14 protein-coding genes are annotated in these 15126 nt (G+C 70.9%); 6 read left to right on the top strand and 8 right to left on the bottom strand.

Translation table 11 applies throughout. The annotated features are described in order from the left end of the window. Positions 1 to 127 precede the first annotated feature (127 nt). On the top strand, positions 128 to 751 hold the full coding sequence (locus GIY23_RS00650; RefSeq protein WP_154074883.1) for an endonuclease: 624 nt from the start codon (positions 128 to 130) through the stop codon (positions 749 to 751). Positions 752 to 839: 88 nt separating this feature from the next. Here GIY23_RS00650 and serS read toward each other — a convergent pair whose 3' ends face one another. Genes serS through GIY23_RS00635 form a run of 3 tightly spaced genes read right to left on the bottom strand, consistent with a single transcriptional unit; the run spans position 840 to position 4016 of the window. Next, entirely contained in the window at positions 840 to 2099 is a 1260-nt protein-coding gene (serS, locus tag GIY23_RS00645; RefSeq protein ID WP_154074882.1) for a serine--tRNA ligase, read from the bottom strand. A 54-nt stretch (positions 2100 to 2153) separates the two neighbouring features. Further along, positions 2154 to 3320 carry a glutathionylspermidine synthase family protein gene (locus tag GIY23_RS00640; protein WP_154074881.1) on the bottom strand — a complete coding sequence of 389 codons (1167 nt, stop codon included), beginning with the start codon at positions 3318 to 3320 and terminating at the stop codon, positions 2154 to 2156. A gap of 33 nt (positions 3321 to 3353) precedes the next feature. Beyond that, on the bottom strand, positions 3354 to 4016 hold the full coding sequence (locus GIY23_RS00635) for a hypothetical protein (protein WP_228717470.1): 663 nt from the start codon (positions 4014 to 4016) through the stop codon (positions 3354 to 3356). A gap of 231 nt (positions 4017 to 4247) precedes the next feature. Here GIY23_RS00635 and GIY23_RS00630 point away from each other — a divergent pair, with 231 nt between their 5' ends. Both GIY23_RS00630 and GIY23_RS00625 read left to right on the top strand, forming a co-directional pair. After that, the gene (locus GIY23_RS00630) at positions 4248 to 5255 is read left to right on the top strand and encodes a septum formation family protein (RefSeq protein ID WP_154074880.1); all 1008 of its coding nucleotides are present in this window, start codon (positions 4248 to 4250) and stop codon (positions 5253 to 5255) included. 16 nt (positions 5256 to 5271) lie between these two features. Continuing rightward, on the top strand, positions 5272 to 5622 hold the full coding sequence (locus tag GIY23_RS00625) for a metallopeptidase family protein (RefSeq protein WP_154074879.1): 351 nt from the start codon (positions 5272 to 5274) through the stop codon (positions 5620 to 5622). Between the two features lie 194 nt (positions 5623 to 5816). Here the strand turns inward: GIY23_RS00625 and GIY23_RS00620 are convergent, their stop codons facing one another. Both GIY23_RS00620 and pheA read right to left on the bottom strand, forming a co-directional pair. Then, on the bottom strand, positions 5817 to 6461 hold the full coding sequence (locus GIY23_RS00620) for a histidine phosphatase family protein (protein ID WP_154074878.1): 645 nt from the start codon (positions 6459 to 6461) through the stop codon (positions 5817 to 5819). Next, positions 6458 to 7399, bottom strand: a complete 942-nt coding sequence (gene pheA, locus GIY23_RS00615) for a prephenate dehydratase (protein WP_154074877.1) — start codon at positions 7397 to 7399, stop codon at positions 6458 to 6460. Before pheA ends, GIY23_RS00620 begins: the two co-directional genes overlap by 4 nt. Positions 7400 to 7549: 150 nt before the next feature. Between pheA and GIY23_RS00610 the strand changes: the two genes are divergently transcribed. The 3 genes from GIY23_RS00610 to GIY23_RS00600 all read left to right on the top strand — a co-directional run bounded on the left by GIY23_RS00610 (position 7550) and on the right by GIY23_RS00600 (position 9618). Next, positions 7550 to 8104, top strand: a complete 555-nt coding sequence (locus GIY23_RS00610; protein WP_154078509.1) for a macro domain-containing protein — start codon at positions 7550 to 7552, stop codon at positions 8102 to 8104. Positions 8105 to 8208: 104 nt separating this feature from the next. After that, positions 8209 to 8724 (top strand): DoxX family protein, encoded by a 516-nt coding sequence (locus GIY23_RS00605; protein WP_154074876.1) that lies wholly within the window; start codon positions 8209 to 8211, stop codon positions 8722 to 8724. A gap of 258 nt (positions 8725 to 8982) precedes the next feature. Beyond that, complete coding sequence (locus tag GIY23_RS00600; protein WP_187351976.1) at positions 8983 to 9618, top strand: response regulator; 636 nt, start codon at positions 8983 to 8985, stop codon at positions 9616 to 9618. On the opposite strand, the gene GIY23_RS00595 is transcribed toward GIY23_RS00600, so the two are convergent. Genes GIY23_RS00595 through cydB form a run of 3 tightly spaced genes read right to left on the bottom strand, consistent with a single transcriptional unit; the run spans position 9619 to position 15081 of the window. Beyond that, positions 9619 to 10764, bottom strand: a complete 1146-nt coding sequence (locus GIY23_RS00595; RefSeq protein ID WP_154078507.1) for a GAF domain-containing sensor histidine kinase — start codon at positions 10762 to 10764, stop codon at positions 9619 to 9621. It lies immediately after the preceding gene. Positions 10765 to 10777: 13 nt separating this feature from the next. Next, positions 10778 to 14074 carry a thiol reductant ABC exporter subunit CydD gene (gene cydD, locus GIY23_RS00590; RefSeq protein WP_154074875.1) on the bottom strand — a complete coding sequence of 1099 codons (3297 nt, stop codon included), beginning with the start codon at positions 14072 to 14074 and terminating at the stop codon, positions 10778 to 10780. Continuing rightward, positions 14071 to 15081 carry a cytochrome d ubiquinol oxidase subunit II gene (cydB, locus tag GIY23_RS00585; protein WP_154074874.1) on the bottom strand — a complete coding sequence of 337 codons (1011 nt, stop codon included), beginning with the start codon at positions 15079 to 15081 and terminating at the stop codon, positions 14071 to 14073. The genes cydD and cydB overlap by 4 nt, the downstream gene beginning before the upstream one ends. Positions 15082 to 15126 lie beyond the last annotated feature (45 nt).

The following is a 15126-nucleotide window of genomic DNA, read 5'->3' as shown; positions in this document are numbered from 1 at the left end:
TTTGGGAACTTGGGTACGTGCTCCGGTACGGCCCGCCCCGGAGCCCTCACCATGCCCGGCTGGCCACGTACGACCGTGTCCTACGGGCACACGCGCGAGTTCCCCATGCACCTCAGGGAGGTGAGCCGTGAAGAGCCACGACGCCACGGTCCGTGAACTGCTCGACGTCGCAGGCACGACCTACGCCGAGCAGGCGGACATCGACCTCGCCGACAAGCCCGCCCCGCTGTATCGGTTGCTGGTGCTGTCGGTGTTGCTGTCCACCCGGATCAAGGCGGACATCGCCGTGGCAGCTGCTCGGGAACTGGCGGTGTTCGGCACACCGCGCAAGATGCTCGACGCGACGTGGCAGCAGCGGGTGGACGCGCTCGGGCGCGGGCATTACGTGCGCTACGACGAGAGCACCGCGACCGCGCTCGGTCAGGGTGCGGAACTGTTGCTCGACCGGTATCGCGGGGACCTGCGCCGGGGTCGGGAGCACCCGGACGGGATTCCGAAGGCATTGCAGGAGATTCCGAAGCTCGGCCCCGTCGGCGCGCACATTTTTTGCCGCGAAGCGCAGGGCGTGTGGCCGGAGCTGCGGCCGTATTTGGACAAGAAGGCGCAGGACGGCGCGAAACGTGTCGGTCTGCCCACTGCGGCGAAGGACCTGGCCGGCCTGGTTCCGGGAGACGACCTGCCCCGCCTCGCTGCCGCCCTCGTCCGCGTCACCCTCGAAAAGGACACCGCGACCCGCCTCATCCCCGCGTGACGACAAATTCGCGCGAATTTGCCACCCGGCTGTCCACAGGGGAGGCGGGTTGTCCACACCTGGTGGGGTGAACAGGGGGAGTCCCGAGTCAGCGCGGGGTGAGGACCTCGCGGCCGCCGAGGAACGGGCGCAGTGCGAGGGGCACCCGCACGGAACCGTCCTCCTGCTGATGGTTCTCCAGGATCGCCACCAGCCACCGCGTCGTCGCCAACGTGCCGTTGAGGGTGCTCGCGATGGCGGTCTTGCCGTTCTCGTCCCGGTAGCGGGTGTTGAGCCGCCGCGCCTGGAACGACGTGCAGTTCGAGGTGGACGTCAGCTCGCGGTACGCCTGCTGGGTGGGGATCCACGCCTCGCAGTCGAACTTGCGGGCGGCGCTCGTGCCGAGATCGCCCGCTCCGGTGTCGATCACCCGGTACGGCACCTCGATCTTGGCCATCATGTCCTCTTCCCACGCGAGCAGCCGCTGGTGCTCGTCGCGGGCGTGCTCCTCGCGGCAGTAGACGAACATCTCCAGCTTGTTGAACTGGTGCACGCGGATGATGCCGCGGGTGTCCTTGCCGTAGGAGCCCGCCTCGCGCCGGAAGCAGGTCGACCAGCCCGCGTAGCGCTTCGGCTCGTCGAGCTGGAGGATCTCGCCCGAGTGGTATCCGGCGAGGGGCACCTCGGAGGTGCCGACGAGATAGGCGTCGTCCTCCTCCAGGTGGTAGATCTCCGTGGAGTGGGCGCCGAGGAACCCGGTGCCGTCCATGATCTCCGGGCGCACCAGAACCGGCGGGACGACCAGGTCGAACCCTGCCGCGGTCGCCTGCGCGACGCCCATGTTGATCAGTGCGAGTTCGAGCTGCGCTCCGACGCCGGTGAGGAAGTAGAACCGGGAGCCCGCGACCTTCGCGCCGCGTTCCATGTCGATCGCGCCGAGCGCTTCGCCGAGCTCCAGGTGGTCCTTCGGCGCGAAGTCGAACTCGCGCGGGGTGCCGACGTGTTTGAGCGTGACGAAGTCGTCCTCGCCGCCGGGCGGGGTTTCCGGCTCGATGACGTTCGGGATCGCGCGTTGGGCTTGCAGCAGAGCCTCGTCGCCCGCGGCCTGTTCGGCTTCGGCTTCCTTGACTTTCGCCGCGAGGTCCTTCGCTTCGGCGAGCAGGCGGTCGCGTTCCTCACCCTGAGCCTTGCCGACCTGCTTGCCGAGCTGCTTCTGCTCGCCGCGCAGCGTGTCGGCGCGCGCGACCGCGGACCGGCGCTGCTCGTCGGCCGAGAGCAACGCGTCCACCAGGGATGCGTCCTCGCCTCGGGCGCGCTGCGAAGCACGTACGGCTTCCGGGTCCTCGCGGAGCGTCTTCAGGTCGATCACAGCAGGTCAGCCTAGCCGCACCGGGGCGAGCGGAACGCGTCGGGGTCGGCCGGCTCAACTCTCGACGATGCGGTGCGGGACGAACGCGGCACCGTCGTCGGTGATGAGCCCGACGGTCTCGCGGATGCCCAGTCCCGCCGACTGGTCACCCACGACCCAGGCGCCGAGCGCCGGGCGCAGCCCGTCGAACTGGGGCAGCGGGTCGAACGCCTGGTAGACGAACCCTTCGTGCCCGTAGACGCCGCCGGTGCTGGTTTCCCAGCCCGGCGCGACGATCTGGATGTTGCTGCCTTCCCTGCCGAGCCGCGGTTTGCGGACGTACTCGGTGAGCAGTCCCGGATCGTCGAGGAACGTCGGCAGCAGGTTCGGGTGGCCCGGGTACATCTCCCACAGGACCGCCAGCAACGCCTTGTTGGACAGCAGCATCTTCCACAGCGGTTCGATCCACTGCGTCCGCGGCAACGTGTTCACGGCGTGCTTGCCGAAGTCGTCGTCGACCATCCACTCCCACGGGTAGATCTTGAGCACCGACTCCATCGGTGCTTCCTCGAGGTCGACGAAGCGTTCCAGCAGTTCGTCCCAGCCGACTTCCTCGATGGCCAGCCCGATGGTGTCCAGGCCCGCTTCGGCGGCGGTCTCCTGCAGGTACGCCGACGTGAGGTTGTCCTCGCCGCTGGTGTCGGAGGACGACCAGGTGAAGTGCACCTCGCGGGTGGCGAGCCGTTCGGAGATCTCCGTCCAGCGCTCCACGAGCTTCTCGTGGATGGAGTTCCACTGGTCGCCGTCCTCGTGGCACTCGGTCAGCCAGTTCCACTGCACGACCGCCGCCTCGAGCAGCGAAGTGGGGGTGTCGGCGTTGTACTCGAGCAGTTTCGCCGGGCCGGAGCCGTCGTAGCGGAAGTCGAACCGCCCGTACAGGTGCGGATCGCCGCGCTTCCACGACTCGGCGATGTGCGGCCACACCCATTCGGGGATGCCGAAGTCGCGAAAGCGCTCGGTGGTGATGACGTGGTCGATGGCGTCGAGGCACATCGACTGCATCAACTCGACGTCGGCCTCCAGCGAGAGCACCTCGTCGTGGGTGAACTCGTAGTGCGCCGACTCGTCCCAGTACGGGCGATGCGACCCGTCCGGGTAGCGGGCGGGGATGCCGAAGACGAGCCCCAGTTCCTCCACCTTCGCCTGCCAGTCCGGTCGCCGTTGTGTCGTCCTGCGCCGCACCTGTGTGTGCTCCCTGCTCGTGCCGGAGGGCCGTCAGCCGCCGCTGGGGCCCTTGTTACCGATGCCGAAGCCGCCGCGCTGCACGGTGCTGCCGGACTTGGTGGTGACCTTGGTGTTACCGGAGGGCGCGTTGAAGTTCGGGTTCGCGACGCGCTGACCGGGGGCGGTTCCCTGCGTGCCCGGCGACGAGTAGCTGTAGCGGTACTGGCCTGGCTGGGGGTAGCCGCCGAATCCGCCGCCGGGCAGGAAGATCGGCATCATCCACATGCCGCCGATGAACTGGCCGCCGTTCTCGCGCGCGTAGTTCTCGTCGCAGTGCTCGTCCGGCTGGGCGATCGTCTCGCCTCCGCGCTGCACCGTGCACTGGGCTTCCACCGCGTTCTTCTGGGTGCTGTAGGCCGATCCGGAGTAGAACGCGGCCACGAGCGCCACGACACCGACGGTGACGCCGCTGCCGATGAGCACCTTGCGTCGCTGGTCGGACTTGCGGGTCGCCTCGGCGACCTCGGCCTGTTCCTTCTCGTCGCGGCGCTTCTCGGCGGCCACTCGCGCACGCTTCTCGGCCAGCGTCGGCTCCCGCGGAGTCGCCGTCTCCGCGTCCTGGAACCGCATCCGGCCCCCGGACTGCTGATCCTGCTGGTCGTCCTGGCGGGGATCCTCCGGTCCGAGGTTCCCGGTCCCGTTGTCGTTCGCCACTGGCCCGTCACTTCCCGTCTTCGACCACTCCCAGGCACAACACTACCCAAACCGGTGATTCCGGATCAGGCGCCGTCGTCCACCTGCCCTCAGGACGACGGTTCGGCACACCCCCTCGAGGCGTTTTCGTCGCACCTACCGTTCTCACCTCGCAGCCGGCGAGGACGGCGCGCGCCCTGAATCCGTCACCGCGTTGGGCACCGCGCCCTCCGGTTCGGCATGATGTGCGCGATGACCGGATCGAGCCCGCTCCGCCGCCGCAAGCAGCCCAACACCCGGCTGTTGATGATCTCGGCGGTGCTCGGTGCGCTGCTCGTGCTCGTCGTCAGCGCCGTGTTGAACTGGCCGATGACGACCAGCGGTGGCGGAGGCTCGTCCACCGGTGGCTCCGGACAGCAGGGCCCCGCCGCGGCACCGGCCCCCGTCTACGAGGCACGGCCCGGGAGCTGTTTGAACTGGACCACCGCCGACGCCGCCGACCTCGGCCCGGTCGCCTGCGAACAGCCGCACCTGTTCGAGGTCACCGGACGTGCCGATCTCAGCCAGCAGTTCGGCGACGACGCGCCCTACCCGGACACCGCTACCTGGCAACGGATCAAACAGCAACGGTGCACGCAGGTGTCGCAACGCTTCCTCTCGGACCGGCTCGACCCGAACGGCAGGTTCGCCGTCGGTGCCTTCACACCGAGCTCAGAGGGGTGGTTCGAGGGCGACCGAGTGCTGCACTGCGGACTGCAGCAACCCGGACCTTCGGGAGCGCTGTACCCGATCGTGGGCCCGGTCGCCACCCAGGACCAGTCCGACACCTATGACGTCGGACGCTGCCTCGGGATCAACGGGGTGGACGTCTGGGACCCGGTCGACTGCGGGCAGCCGCACTCCGTGGAGATCACCGGCACGGTGAACCTCGGTGACCAGTTCCCGGGCGGGTACCCGGCGGAAGGGGACCAGGACGGTTTCCTCGCCGACCGCTGCCGCGACCTCACCGCCGAGTTCGCGGGCAGCCCGGACGCGACGCAGGACAAGGGCCTCATCGGCTATTGGGACACCTTGTCGCAGGAAAGCTGGAACGCGGGATCGCGGACGGTCAACTGCAAGGTCAGCGCACAGCTTCCGGACGGCAGCGGACTCGCCCCCGTCACCGGCAGCATCCAGGGCGAGGTCCAGGTCGGCGACGCACCCGCGCCGGAGAACCGGGTACCCGTCGAACCGGGCGTGCCCGCCACCGGTGAGCGCTGACGAAAGGCGACGACCCGTGCCCGTCGAGATGACCCAGGCCCGCTTCGAGGAGCTCGTCTCCGACGCCCTCGACCTGCTGCCACCCGAGTTCCAGTCGGCGATGAACAACGTCGTCGTGCTCGTGGAGGACCACAACCCGGAGGACCCGACGCTGCTCGGGCTCTACGAGGGGATCGCCCTCACCGAACGGGACAGCAACTACGGCGGAGCGCTGCCCGACCACATCTGGATCTATCGGGAACCGCTGCTGGACATGTGCTCCGGCGAGCAGGAAGTCGTCGACGAGGTGGCGGTCACCGTGGTCCACGAGGTCGCCCACCACTTCGGCATCGACGACGCGAAACTGCACGAACTCGGCTGGGGCTGAGCCTGTCGGCTCGCGGGGCGATTCACCGGCACCGCGGACCTGACCCCACGGGTGGACCAGTACGGGTCCGTCGCGCTGCCATACCCGCGGACGCCTCACAAGGAAAGCGAATTCACACCTTCGCTGAAATCTCTCCGGCATCGCCGCTGCGCACAGCACCGGGTGCGGCAAATTCGCGCGAATTTGCCACGCGGTCACGTCGGGGCGAGGCCGTCCCAGGTGTGGCAGCGCCAGCCGGTGGGGGCGTCGAGGTCGGCGTCGAGGACGATCGCGCCGGTGTTCGGCAGGTAGGAGGCGTCTGCCCGCGCTCCGTCGACCTCGTCGACGAGCAGGTTCGCGACCAGCCGCAGCATCCCGCCGTGGCTGACGATCACGACCACGCCGTCCGTCGCGGCGTCCACGATGCGCTGGGCGGCGCCGCAGAACCGGTCGAGCGCTTCGCGGCCGGTCTCGCCACCGGGCATGCGCTCGTCGAGCCTGCCGTGATGCCAGGAGGAGTACGTCGCGTCGAAGACCGCCCGGCTCTCGTCGTCGCCGCGCCCTTCGAGGTCACCGACGTAGATCTCGTGGAGGTCGTCGGCCACAGCGAGGTCGATCACGGCCCGCTCGGCCAGCGGAGCCGCCGTCTGCTGTGCCCGCAACGCACGGCTCGCGTGCAGCGCGACGAGCTTCTCCTCGCCGAACCGCTCGGCGAGTGCCTCTGCCTGCGCCCGTCCCGTGTCGGTAAGTCCCGGACCCGGCGGCACCGTGTCGAGCACTCGGGCCAGGTTCGACGGAGTCTCCCCGTGCCGGGCCAGCACGAGGCGGATCGCCGCGCCCGACGCGGTCAAGCCCGTCATGCGAGCCGTCCCGCACGGACGTCGGAGAGCCACCGCGCGGACCGGTCGAACGCCTCCTCGGAGTCGACGGGACGCACGCTCGCGGCGGCGCCGTCGGCTCTCGGGTACGAGCCGAGGAATCGGACCTCGGTGCACCGGCGGTAGAGCCCCGCGAGGGCGTCGCCGACGCGGGCGTCGGTGACGTGGCCGTCGAAGTCGAGGAAGAACCGGTACTCCCCGAGCCGGTCCTTCGTCGGCCGCGACTCGATCCGGCTGAGGTTGATCCCGCGCAGCGACAGTTCGGCGAGCAGGTCCGTCAGCGCCCCCACGTCGTCGGTGATCACGGCGGCGACCGACGTCCGGTCGGCACCGGTCGGGCCCGGCACCGTTCCCGGACGCGTCACCATCAGGAACCGCGTCACGGCATCGGTGACGTCGGCGACGTCGGTCACCAGCGGCACCAGTCCGGGGAAGTACTCCGTGGCCACCGGTGCGACGACCGCCGCGTCACACCGCTCCGCCAGTACGTCGTCGGCAGCGGCTGCCGTCGACGACGCGATCAACGTCTCCGGCTCGGAGAGCGTGTCGTTGATCCACTGCCGCACCTGCGCGAGCGCGTGCGGGTGCGAGGCGATCGTGCGCACGTCCTGCAGCGCGGTGTCCTTGCGGGCGAGCACCGTGAACCGGATGGGCAGCACGTGCTCCGACACGGCGACGAGAGGATCTCCGACGGTGAGCGCGTCGAGCGTCGCCGACACCGAGCCTTCGACGGAGTTCTCCACGGGAACTCCCGCCGCGAGTGCCGCACCGGACCGCACCTGCGCGAGTGCGTGCGCGACGCTGTCCGTCGGGACGAGTTCGGCACCGGGACCCCAGTCGGAAGGTGCGTCGGCGGCGAGAGCGCGGGTGGCCTGCTCGGTGAACGTTCCCGGCGGTCCCAGGTAGGTGATACGCGGCACGGCACCAGCCTACGGGCCGGGGAAGGCGCCGTCGGTCGCCGCTGGGACGTTCGAGTGTGACCCAGACGATCGCGTAGCGGGGCGGTTACCTGCGATGCTGTGGGTGTGACCACGGAGTCGCAGAGCTCGGCCGAACGGGCGACACCCCCGATGCGGCTCGTCCTGTGTGCTTTGGACGAGCCGCTGGCAGACGCGTGGTCCGAGCTGGCCGCCACCCGACCCGGGGTGGAGGCGCACCAGGGCTCGGTCCTCGACGTGCGCGCCGACGCCGTGGTGAGCCCCGCGAACTCGTACGGATGGATGCGCGGCGGCATCGACGCCATGTACGCGCGCACGTTCCCGGAGGTCGAGCAGCGGGTGCGCAGCGCCGTGCTCGCGTTCCACGGTGGCGAGCTGCCGGTGGGCGAGGCGCTGATCGTGCCGACCGGGGTGCCCTCGCCGCAGTGGCTGATCAGCGCTCCGACGATGCGCGAACCCGGCGACCAGCTCCCCCCGGACACGGTGCACCCCTATCTGAGCGCGCGGGCGATGCTGCGGTTGTGGTCGGACGGGACTCTCGACGACGGCACCCCGGTGCACCGCGTCGTGCGCACGGTCGCGATGCCGGGATTGGGCACGGGAGTCGGCGGCGCGTCCGCCGAGCTGTGCGCGCGCCATGTCGCCGCGGCGTGGGACGAGATCCACGCGCACGCTCCGCACGGGTGAGCGCGTCACGATCATCCGGTCGACGGCGAGCGTCGCGTCTGCGGCATGAGTACGGTCGGATCAGTTGGGTCCCGTGAGGGACCGTCCGCGAGGAGGTTGTTCGAATGCTCATCCGCCGTGTGGCCCGCCCGCTGCTCGCTTCGATCTTCATCGTCGGGGGTATCAACTGCCTGCGTGACGTGCAGGGACACGCGAAGGCCGCCGCACCGAAGATCGACAAGGTCACCGACCAGGCCGGTGACGCGCTGCCGGACGAGCTGCCCACCGACGCCGAGACGCTGGTACGCGTGGACGGTGCGGTGAAGGTCGGCGCGGGTGTGCTGCTGGCACTGGGCAAGATGCCGCGCCTGTCCGCGCTCGCCCTGATCACCAGCCTGGTACCGACCACGGTGGTCGGCCACGCCTTCTGGGAGTACGAGGACTCGGCTCAGCGCGACCAGCAGAAGATCCACTTCTACAAGAACCTCGGCCTGATCGGCGGGCTGCTGCTCGCCGCCGTGGACACCGAAGGCAAGCCGTCCCTGGCGTACCAGGCGCGCCGTGGGGGGCGAAAGGTCGCCGAGCAGACGCACGACACGGTGGATCAAGTCAAAGACGTCGCCTCGAAGTACACGCCCTGAGACGGGGGTGCGCGGGTTGATCTGCGTGGGTCGTCGGGTGGCGGAACCTCAGCGCCCTCCTCGCTGCGGGATCGATTTCTAGAGTAGCGCCCTACGCGGCGAAAATCGCTGTCCTCGCGAGGAGGGCGCTGAGAACCCGCGGGTGGTCCGGCTGCGTACGTGGTGAGTGCTCAGGGGCTGCACCGCTGACAAGGAAGAGCGGCGGCTCACGCCCGGTGGGCGGGGCCGTGGGTAGCTCGTCCCGGTAGCGTGATCGTCGTGACCGTGCGTGTGCTGCTCGTCGACGACCACGAGGTCGTGCGGCGGGGACTGCGGGACCTGCTCGACTCCGAGGACGACATCGAGGTCGTCGCCGAGGCGGGCGGGGTCGACGAGGCCGTGGTGCGCGCGGGCGCCACGCACCCCGGGGTCGCGGTCGTCGACATGCGGCTGCCGGACGGCGACGGTCTCGACCTGTGCCGCCGGTTGCGGGCCTCGGACGACGGGCCGTACTGCCTCGTGCTCACCGCGTTCGACGACGAACAGGCGCTGGTCGGGGCGATCAACGCCGGCGCGTCCGGATATCTGCTCAAGCAGGTCCGCGGGCAGGACCTGGTGCACGCGGTCCGCGAGGTCGCGGCCGGCCGGTCACTGCTCGATCCGGTGACCACCGGCAGGGTGCTCGACCAGTTGCGCAAGGCCACCTCGGAGGAACCCGATCCGCTCGCCGAGCTCACCGAGCAGGAACGCAACGTCCTGAACCTCATCGGTGAGGGCATGACGAACCGGCAGATCGCCGAGCAACTGTTCCTGGCCGAGAAGACGGTGAAGAACTACGTGACCTCGATGCTGGCGAAACTCGGTATGGAACGCCGCACGCAGGCCGCCGCCTGGGTCGCCCGCCGCCGGAACTGATCAGCTCGTCAGCGGGACTTCCCAGCTGACCGTCGTTCCGCTGTCCGGTGAGGACGTGAGCACGCACCCCCCGCCGGCGGCGGCGGCGCGTTCCTCCAGGTTGCGCAGGCCGCGCTTGGTGACGTCACGCGGAACGCCGCACCCGTCGTCGGTGACCTGCAGCCTCAGTCCGGACGACGAGCGCTGCACCCGCACCAGCACGGTCCGTGCGCCGGAGTGCCGGACCACGTTGGACAGAGCTTCGCGGAGTGCGGCGCGGGCGTGGTCGGCCACCCCGACCGGGACGGTCGCCAGGTCGCCTTCGATCTCCAGCTTCGGGGGCGTGCCCAGCAGTTCCGCGGCGATCTGCACTTCCGAGCGGATCGAGTCGGCGAGGTCCGGTGCGTGGTCGGGTCCGTCCGGCTCGCCCGACCGCAGGGTGCGGACCGCGGCGCGCACCTCGGCGATGGTCTGGTCGAGTTCGTCGACGGTGCCCGCGAGACGGTCGGCGTCGGCGTCGGCGAGTCTGCCCTGCAACCGCCGGTCCAGGATCTCCAGCTGCACGCCCGCCGCGTAGAGGCGCTGCACGATCACGTCGTGCAGGTCGCGGGCGATGCGTTCCCGTTCCTGGTACACGGCGATGCGTTGCCGCGCGGTCGAGCCTTCCGCGAGCACCAGCGCGAGCCCGGCCTGGGCGGCGAACGACGTGAGCACGTCGACGGCGACCCGGGTGTAGGGCGGCGCCCCGCGACGGCGGTAGACGGCGAGGGCACCGAGCCTGCGTTCGCGGGTGCCGAAGGGGGCGACCGCGAACGGGCCGTAGACGCGCAGCGACGGGGGGACGTACGGGGCGGTGAGCGGGTCGTCGATGAGGTCGTCGACCACGACGGGCACGCCGCTGCGGGCGACGCGAGCGGCCGCCGACCGCTCCGAGAGCACCGACCCGACGGGGTCGCCCGCCTTGCCGGGCGCGGTGCCGTGCGCCGCTTCCACCGTGACGCGCCCGTCGTCGGTCCGCACCATCACCAGCCCGAGGTCGGCCTCGGCGAGCGCGGCGGCGTGGCGCACGACGAGCGGCAACACGTCGGCGGGGTCGTCGGCCGACAGGGCGGCCTTGGTGATCTCCGTCGACGCCGACAGCATGCGCTTGGCCAGCTCGGAATCCATCTCGTCCACGAGGCTATAGCTCCGCGGACGACCGCGACCGGGCCCCGAGCCCGTCGACCCGGGTGACGTCCCTCTCGCCCGCGACTCGGTGCCCGTCGAGTGCGCCGGTGACGCGGCCGTCGCCGACGTGCAGGACGCAGTCGGCGTCGGCGGCTTCGCTCGGGCGGTGGGTGACGTGCAGGACGGTGGTGTCGCCGAGGTCGCGGCGCAGGCGCGCGAGCAACGCTTCGGAGGTCGGCACGTCGAGGTGGGCGGTCGGCTCGTCCAGCAGGAGCACCCGCGCCTCCGGCAACAGCGCGCGGGCGAGCGCGATCCGCTGCGCCTCCCCGCCCGAGACCGTCGCGCCGGAGGCGCCGAGCACGTCGTCGAGGCGGTCGGCGAAGCCAGGAAGCCCGGCGGTGCGGAGAGCTTCCGCGCAGCGTTCGTCGTCGGCGCCCGGGTCCGCCAGCCGCAGGTTTTCCCGGATCGTGGTGGACACCAGCTGCGGCTCCTGCGGACACCAGCTCACGAATCCCGGAATCTCGGTGCGTCCCCGGTCGGCTTCGAGGAATCCGAGCAGGTGTGCCAGCAGCGTGGACTTGCCGCCGCCGGAGGGGCCGACGATCGCGACGTGCGACCCCTGCGGGATGCGGCACGACACCTCGCGCAGTGTCGGCTCGGCAGCTTGCGGCCAACGCAGGTCCACGCCGTCGAGCGCCAGTTCCGGCCCGACGGGCGGCGCGTCGGTGGGGCGGGCCGGTTCCGACAGTAACGAGGCGACGCGGGCGTGCGCGGTGCGCAGCGGGCTCCACTGCTGCGCGGCGAGCGGGAGCGCCCCCATCGCCTCGGCAGCCGCCAGCGGCACGAGACCGAGCAGCGGCGCGAGTTCCGGGGCGAGTCGTCCGGCGGCGACCGCCTGCGCCGCGAACCACGCTCCGGCAATCATCGCCGCGCCGATCGCGAGGGTCACGACCGCACTCGCCACGCCGGACCCGGTGGCGACCCGGCGAGCGCGGGCGGCGAGTCGCTCGTCGGCGGTCGCCAGGGCGGCGCGTCGTTCGCGGTCGGCCCCGAACGCGACCAGCTCGGCGGCGCCGTCGAGCAACCCGAGGACTCGTGTCGCGACGTCACGACGCCCTTCCGCGACGGCGGCGCTGGCGCGACGTTCGGCGACCAGCGCGGCCACCGGAGCAGCGACCGCCGCGACCGCCAGCGAGACGCCGAGCGCGATCCCGGCCTCCGGGAGCACGACGGTCTGCACCGCGACGGCGGCCACCGCGACCACTCCGGCGACGGCGGGCGGCACGAGCACTCGAGGAACGAGGTCGCGCACGGTGTCGACGTCGTCGACGAGCCGCGCGACGCCGTCACCCCGGTGCAGCCGGGAGGTGCGCACGGGCCCGAGCGCGACGAGCGCGTCCCACAGCCGACGGCGGAGAGTGCCCGAATGCCGGAACGCGGCGTCGTGCGTCACCAGGCGTTCGACGTAGCGCACGACTGCCCGTGAGATCGCGAAGGTGCGGACCCCCACCGCGGCCACCGACAGCGCCAGGACCGGCGGTTGCTGGGAAGCGTAGGCGATGAGCCACGCGGCGGTCGCCGTGAGCGCCACCCCCGCGAGCAGCGACAGCGCGCCGAGACCGATCCCGAGCACGGTGCGACCGGTGACGAGGTCTCGCAACCGTCCGGCGGTGTGCGGCGGTTGCACCTCGTCCCGAGCCTCGCCCAACGCCACGGGTGGTGCGGCGGCGGGTTCGATGTCGGGGCGGTGACTGGCGAGGACGACGATCGCACCGCGCTCGGCGGCGCGACGGATCGCCGCGTCGACGAGCGCGGCGTGCGACCCGTCGAGGTGCGCGGTGGGTTCGTCACAGAGCAGGACGTCTGCTCGCCCGTGCAACCGAAGCAGTGCCCTCGCGACCGCGACCCGCTGCCGCTCCCCTGTGGACAGCGAGTCGATCGCCCGGTCACGCAGATGCTGCCCGCCGACGTCCCGCAACACCTGCTCGCGAGCGGTGGCCTCGACCTGGGGCTGATCGGCGAGTGCGACGTCGAGCTCGTCGGCGACCGTGGAGCCGGTGAACGCCGGACGTTGTGGAACCCACGCGACGGTGCGACGCCAGTCCTCACGCTCGACTGTCGCCATGTCGACATGGCTCCCTGTCGATGTGTGGAGAACGAATCGCCCTTCCGCCGGCTCGACGAATCCGAGCAAGGCGGCGAACGTGGACGACTTTCCGCTGCCGCTCGCGCCGTTCAGGCGCACGATCTCTCCGGGCCGCGCGGCGAACCGAGTCGCCTCGGCCTCGTTCCTGACCCGGACGTCCTCCGCGCGCAGCACGAAGTTTTCCGGGACGGGGACGGTGTCCGCGGCCTCGCGCGCGTCGACCTGGTCGAGCACCTCGTCGACCCGGCGCACCGCCTCCACGCCGTCCTCGCTCGCGTGGTGCGCCGCCCCGGCCGCGCGCAGCGGCATGTAGCACTCCGGCGCGAGGATGAGCACCAGCAGCCCCGTCGCGAGGTCGAGTTCGCCGGACACGAGGCGCAATCCGATGCCGACGGCCACCAGCGCGACCGACAACGAGGCGAGCAGTTCGAGCACGAACGCCGACAGGAACGCGATCCGCATCGTCGACACGGTCGCCTTCCGGTGCGCGTCGCTGACCCTGCTCACCGTCTCGCCCTGCGCGCGTGCGCGACCGAACGCGGTCAGCACCGGCAGCGCTCGCACGAGTTCGTGCAGGTGCCCGGACAACCGTTGCAACGTGTCCGTGGCGCGCGCCGTGCGCTGCTCGGTGTAGCGCCCCACGAGCCACGCGAACAACGGGATCAGCGGCACCGTGACGAGCACGAGGACCGCCGAAACCGGGTCCGAGAACAGGATCCACGCCCCGATCAGCGGCGGCACGACCGCGGCCGTCACGAGCGCGGGCAGGTAGCGCGTGAAGTAAGCGTCGAGGGCGTCGAGTCCCTTGGTGGCCAACGACGTGAGCACGGCGGCGCCACGGCGTTGGATCCACTCCGGACCGAGCTGCAACGCGGCGTCGAGCAGCGCGGCCCGCAGTTCCTCCTTCGCACCGGCGGCGGCGCGCGCGGAGACCGACTCGGTGGCCCACCCCAGCACCGCGCGCGCCAGGATCGCGACCGCGAGCACCACGAGTTCTTGCTGCACCGCAGCGGTTCCCGTCGTGACGACAGCCGCGAGCGCACTCGCGAGCGCCCACGCCTGCACGATGAGCGCGACCGCGTTCGCGCACGCGAGCGCGCCGGTCACCGCCAGCGCGCGTCGCGCCGACGACGACAACCGGGGTAGTGATCCGAGCGGGTTCACGACGGCGCGTGCACCGCCGGGATGTGGTGGGTGCCGATCCGCTTCCGGAACACCCAGTACGTCCAGCCCTGGTAGACCATGACGGCCGGTGTACCGAACGCGGCGACCCAGGTGATGACGGCGAGCGTGTACGGACTCGACGCGGCGCCCTCGATCGACAGCGACCAAGTCGGGTCCAATGTGGACGGCAGCACGTTCGGCCACAGCGTGCCGAACAGCGCCACGACGACGGCGGCGAGTCCGATTCCCTGCAGCGCGAACGCCTGCCCCTCACGCCACCGGTGAAGACACCACCAGGCGAGCACGGAGACGATCCCGGCCACCGCGATGGGAATCCACGTCCAGGCGTGCCCCTGCCCGACCTGTGCGGCCAGGACCAGCGCCACCGTCGGCAGCAGCAGCGGCAGACCCCACTGCAACCCGATCCGCCGCGCACGTTCCCGAACCTCACCGGCCGTCTTCAGCGACAGGAACAGGGCACCGTGCAGCAGGGAGAATCCCCAGAACGCCAGAGCTCCCACCACGTTCACCAGCGTGAGGATCACCAGCGGGCCGCCGACGCGGTTGCCGTCGACGTCGATCGGCAGGCCGAACACGGTCGCCGTCAGCACCAGCCCGACCATCATCGGCGCGAGCCACGAGGCGAGGACGATCACGATGTCCCACGCACGGCGCCACCGGGCCGTGTCGACCTTCCCGCGATACTCGAAGGCCACCCCGCGACCGATCAGCACGAGCAGCAGCAACAACAACGGCAGGTATGCGGCGCTGAGCAGACCCGCGTACCAGGGCGGGAAAGCGGCGAACGTGGCACCGACGGCGACGATCAGCCACACCTCGTTGCCGTCCCACACCGGCCCGATCGTGTTGATCAGGACACGCCGCTCCTCCTCGCGTCGCCCGAGGATCGGCAGCAGCATCCCGACCCCGAAGTCGAAGCCCTCCAGGAACAGGTACCCGAGCCACAGCAGTGCGATCACGCAGAACCACACCGTCGGCAGATCCATCAGTTCTCCTCCCGCAGTCCGTCGTCCACGACCGCGACACCTCGG

The organism is Allosaccharopolyspora coralli (assembly GCF_009664835.1).
GTDB lineage: Bacteria > Actinomycetota > Actinomycetes > Mycobacteriales > Pseudonocardiaceae > Allosaccharopolyspora > Allosaccharopolyspora coralli.
The sequence above is the reverse complement of the archived record's forward strand: the minus strand, read 5'-3'. Positions and strand labels throughout refer to the sequence as shown.